Origin of the sequence: Micromonospora phytophila (assembly GCF_023656545.1) — a bacterium.
GTDB classification, from domain to species: Bacteria; Actinomycetota; Actinomycetes; order Mycobacteriales; family Micromonosporaceae; genus Micromonospora; species Micromonospora phytophila.
The window spans coordinates 1-3,729 of sequence record NZ_JAMOKF010000438.1 but is presented as its reverse complement, the minus strand read 5'-3'; the positions used below and the strand labels follow the sequence as shown (position 1 = coordinate 3,729).

The 3,729-nt window shown below is 73.2% G+C and carries 3 protein-coding genes and 1 pseudogene; 2 read left to right on the top strand and 2 right to left on the bottom strand.

Annotated features, from left to right (window positions below):
• Both NCC78_RS29130 and NCC78_RS29125 read left to right on the top strand, forming a co-directional pair.
• Positions 1-324, top strand: a pseudogene (locus NCC78_RS29130) (hypothetical protein); the annotation flags it as partial.
• A 185-nt stretch (positions 325-509) separates the two neighbouring features.
• The gene (locus NCC78_RS29125; RefSeq protein ID WP_250798547.1) at positions 510-1,253 is read left to right on the top strand and encodes a Pr6Pr family membrane protein; all 744 of its coding nucleotides are present in this window, start codon (positions 510-512) and stop codon (positions 1,251-1,253) included.
• Here the strand turns inward: NCC78_RS29125 and NCC78_RS29120 are convergent.
• Together NCC78_RS29120 and NCC78_RS29115 are read right to left on the bottom strand one after the other, a co-directional pair.
• Complete coding sequence (locus NCC78_RS29120; protein WP_250798546.1) at positions 1,164-3,227, bottom strand: amylo-alpha-1,6-glucosidase; 2,064 nt, start codon at positions 3,225-3,227, stop codon at positions 1,164-1,166. The genes NCC78_RS29125 and NCC78_RS29120 overlap by 90 nt on opposite strands.
• The gene (locus NCC78_RS29115; protein ID WP_250798544.1) at positions 3,224-3,601 is read right to left on the bottom strand and encodes an SCP2 sterol-binding domain-containing protein; all 378 of its coding nucleotides are present in this window, start codon (positions 3,599-3,601) and stop codon (positions 3,224-3,226) included. Before NCC78_RS29115 ends, NCC78_RS29120 begins: the two co-directional genes overlap by 4 nt.
• Positions 3,602-3,729: the final 128 nt, after the last annotated feature.

The window sequence follows — 3,729 nt, the reverse complement described above, 5'->3', positions numbered from 1 at the left end:
CTGTGCCAGGCGTACCGGGCGGACGCCGGCGACAACCCCGGGCGCACCCTGGACAATCCCGTCTTCGGCGACCTCGTCGACGCGGCCGGCGGCCGGGACAAGGTGGCCGGCTACTGCGACCGGGTGCTGGCGGAGGAACCGGGCCGGCCCACGTCACCCGGCACCCCCACGCAACGGCCCGGGGTCGAACCGACCGTCCGGCAGTCCGGGCGACCGGCCCCACCCTCCATCCCGGCCGAACCACCCACCGCACCCGGCCCCGGTCAGACCACCCCCGACCGCGCGAACCGGACCACGCCGCCGAACGGCGGCGGGTCGCAGTGACGGTGGGCGCACCCGGCCGAAAGTAGCCGGTGGCGGTCCAGCCCGGGCGACGTCCACGGCGGCTGGATCACCGGCGACGTCACCGGTCCGGTCGAGGGCGGCCCGGGCACCGTCGGCTGGTGCCCCCAGGCCGGGGCTGCCGCTCGGCCGGTGACCCCGGTGTGACCGGCTGGTAGCTTGCCCCGATGAGTCTGCGGCGTCGACGCGTGGCGGTGCTCTTCCGCCTGGCGATCGTGATGAGCGTGCTGGCCGGGATCCTGCTCACCGCGCTGGGCCCGGCCACGGTCACCGGCCTGCTGCCGTACTTCACCATCCAGAGCAACGTCCTCGTCGGGCTCTTCGCCGCGTACGCCGCCTGGCTCGCCGGGCAGGACCGCCCCGACCCGCCGTCGGCCCTCAAGGGAGCGGCGACCCTCTACATCACCATCACCGGCGTGGTCTACCACCTGGTGCTGGCCAACCCGGCCAGCCCTTTCGCCATGCCGCAGCCGGACCGCGCGCTCGCCGACGCGCTGGGCAACCAGTTCCTGCACACCGTGGTGCCGCTGCTGGCCGTGGCGGACTGGGCGCTGTTCGACCGCCGGGGTCGGCTCCGCCCGCGGTACGCGGCGTGGTGGCTGGCGTTCCCGCTCGGCTACCTCGGCTTCGCGCTGGTCCGTGGGCTGGTGGTCGAGCGCTACCCGTACCCGTTCATCGACGCTGGCGAGCTGGGCTACGACGGGGTGGGCGTCAGCGCGGTCTTCTTCGCCGTCGCGTTCTGGCTGCTGGGCCTCCTCTTCGTCGGCGTCGACCGGGTCCTGGCCCGGGCCGCCGGGTCGACGGCCCGCCCCCGGGAGTCGTCAGTGCAGCCGGCGCCGGCCGGGCTCCCCCGCGCTCCGGTCCCGCCCGTACGCGTCGGCGTGACCCCACCGCCCGGGGACGTCCAGTAGCTCGATGCGCCCGAACCCGTCCGGCAGCGCCGGGTCGACCAGCAGGTTCTCCCCGCAGGGTGTGAGCCCGAGCGCGGTGGCCAGCAGCATCAGCAGCGCCCCGGAGGACCACGCCTGTGGGCGACCAGCCACCGGCAGCTGGACCGGGTACTTTGTCAGGTCGCGGGGGTAGCCGGCGATCACCTCGGGCACCGGGCCGCCGAGCGTCTGCGCCATGTCGAAGATGCCGCCGATGACCCGGCCGGCCTGCACGTCGTGACCGTACCGGCGCAGCCCGGCCGCGATCAGGGCGTTGTCGGACGGCCAGACCGCGCCGAGATGCGAGCCGACCGGGTTGTACGGACGCTGGCCGGCGGCGAACGTCCGCACCCCCCAGCCGGAGAAGAGATCCGGGCCGACTAGTTGGTCGGCGACCGCCGCGGCCCGCTCGTCCTCGACGATGCCGCTCCACATCAGGTGCCCCATGTTGGACGCCAGCGCGTCGACCGGTTCGCCGTCCGGCCCCAGCGCCAGCGCGTAGCACTCCCGGCGCGGCAGCCAGAAGTCCCGGTTGAACCGACGCTTCAGCTCCGCCGCCTCCCGCTCCAGCCGGTCGGCGTACGCCGGATCGCCCCAGAACTCCCGGGCCAGCCGCGCACCGCGCCGCTTCGCGTCGTACGCGTAGCCCTGCAGCTCACAGGTGGCCCGGGGCAGGTCGGGCTGCCGGCCGTGCCGGTCGACGATCGCGCCGTCGGAGTCCTTCCAGGACTGGTTCACCGTGCCGTCGCGGGTGTTGCGGCTCTGGTAGCGCAGGTACCCGTCGCCGGTCAGGTCGCCGTACTCGTCGATCCAGTCCAGCGCCATCCGCGCCGGGTGGCGCAGCTGCCGCACCAGCGTGGCGTCACCCGACCAGCGTTCGTACTCGTCGAGCAGGACGACGAACAGCGGCGTGGTGTCGGCCGCGCCGTAGTAGAGCGAGGTGGGCTGGTCGCCGAAGGCCGCGGCTTCGCCGTAGCGCAGCTCGGTGACGATCTTGCCCGGCTCCTCGTCGTGCGCGTCGTCGAGCTGGCCGCCTTGCAGCAGGGCCAACATGCGCAGCGTCGCGGGGGTCAGCTCCGGGGTGAACGGCAGGGTCTGCAGGCAGGCGACGATGCTGTCCCGCCCGTACAGGGACGTCGCCCACGGCAGGCCGCCGATCAGGATCCGGTCCGGGTACGACAGCGGCTGGTACCGCAGCGCCGCCAGGTCGGTGAGGCTGCCGCGGTACATCCGCGCCAGCGGCTCACGTTCGGCCACCAGCTGCGGCGCCCGGTCCAGCCAGTCCCGCAGGTCCTCACGCATCTCCCGACGGACGTGATGGCGGTGGGTCGTCAGGTCGGCGCGCATGTCCCGTCCGCCCTCGCCGCGGACGGTCATGCTGATGTGCAGGTCGGTCTCCCACTGCCCCTGCGGTGCCAACCGGATCCGGAAGGTCATCCCGCGCCGGTCCACGTCCACCGGCGCGGTGCTGGAGACAATCGCCTCACGGGAGAACCGTGCCCGCTCATAGCAGAGCCGCAGCTGACCGGAGACGATGTCCGCGGTGACGGTAATGTCCCGGTGCCGCGGCCGACTGATCTCCGCGAGGTCCGCGAAGTCGCTGCCCATCTCCATCCGCACCGTCAGTTCGGCCGGCTCCGGGGAGTGGTTGAGCACGATGATGCGCTCGTTGAAACTGTCGTCGAGGGAGCGATGCCGGATGACCGAGACGTCAGCGTCGACGTAGTGGCTGGCCTTGCCCGGGACAAGGAAGAAGCGGGTCTCGAAGTACGTCATGTCGTCGCGGGACAGTGCCTTCAGCCGCTCGCCGTCGACCCTGAGCACCCAGTGGGACAGGAACCGCGTGTCGAAGGAGAAGAGCCCGACGGGCGCCCGGGGGTCGACCTCCATGTCGCCCTGGGCGTCGCTGGTGGCGAAGGCGTTCCCCGCGATCACGGACACGCGTTCCTGCTTCACCGGGGCCCGCTCCGCTTCCCCGCCGCCTTCCGCGGATGCCGCGCGCCGGCCGGCCCGGGGAAGATCCGCCGCAGCAGCATGAAGAGCCGGATGTCGCCCTGCACCGTGGCCTCGTTGCGCTCCATCGCCTCGGCGGGATGGAGCTGCCCGGTCGCCAACTGGTCGAACACCGCGCGGTCGGCCCGCACGACCAGGTCGGCCTCGTCGGCGGAGCGGGTCACCTGGACGCGCTGGTCGGCGATCGTGAGGTACCAGTGCTCGGTGTGTCCGTCCTCGCGGACGTCCAGCCGGAGGGTGCCGGCGGTGGTGTCGGGCAGGTCGGGCCGACGGTCGGAGCCCAACCGCCGCAGGTAATCCGCCGCAGACGTGGTCATCGATCGCCTCCCTCGCTCCTGCGAGGCTCGCACCGGCGCGGGTGATCCCGGTTCACCCCGTCAGGGTGAACCGGCACCGTGATCGCGCCCCCGCCCGGTCGCGGGGATCGCGCCCCCGTCCGGCCGCG

What these genes read in the sequence shown, in the direction of transcription:
- NCC78_RS29125 (WP_250798547.1), top strand. Translation starts at nt 510, where the DNA reads ATGAGTCTGCGGCGTCGACGCGTGGCGGTGCTCTTCCGCCTGGCGATC.
- NCC78_RS29115 (WP_250798544.1), bottom strand. Translation starts at nt 3,601, where the DNA reads ATGACCACGTCTGCGGCGGATTACCTGCGGCGGTTGGGCTCCGACCGT.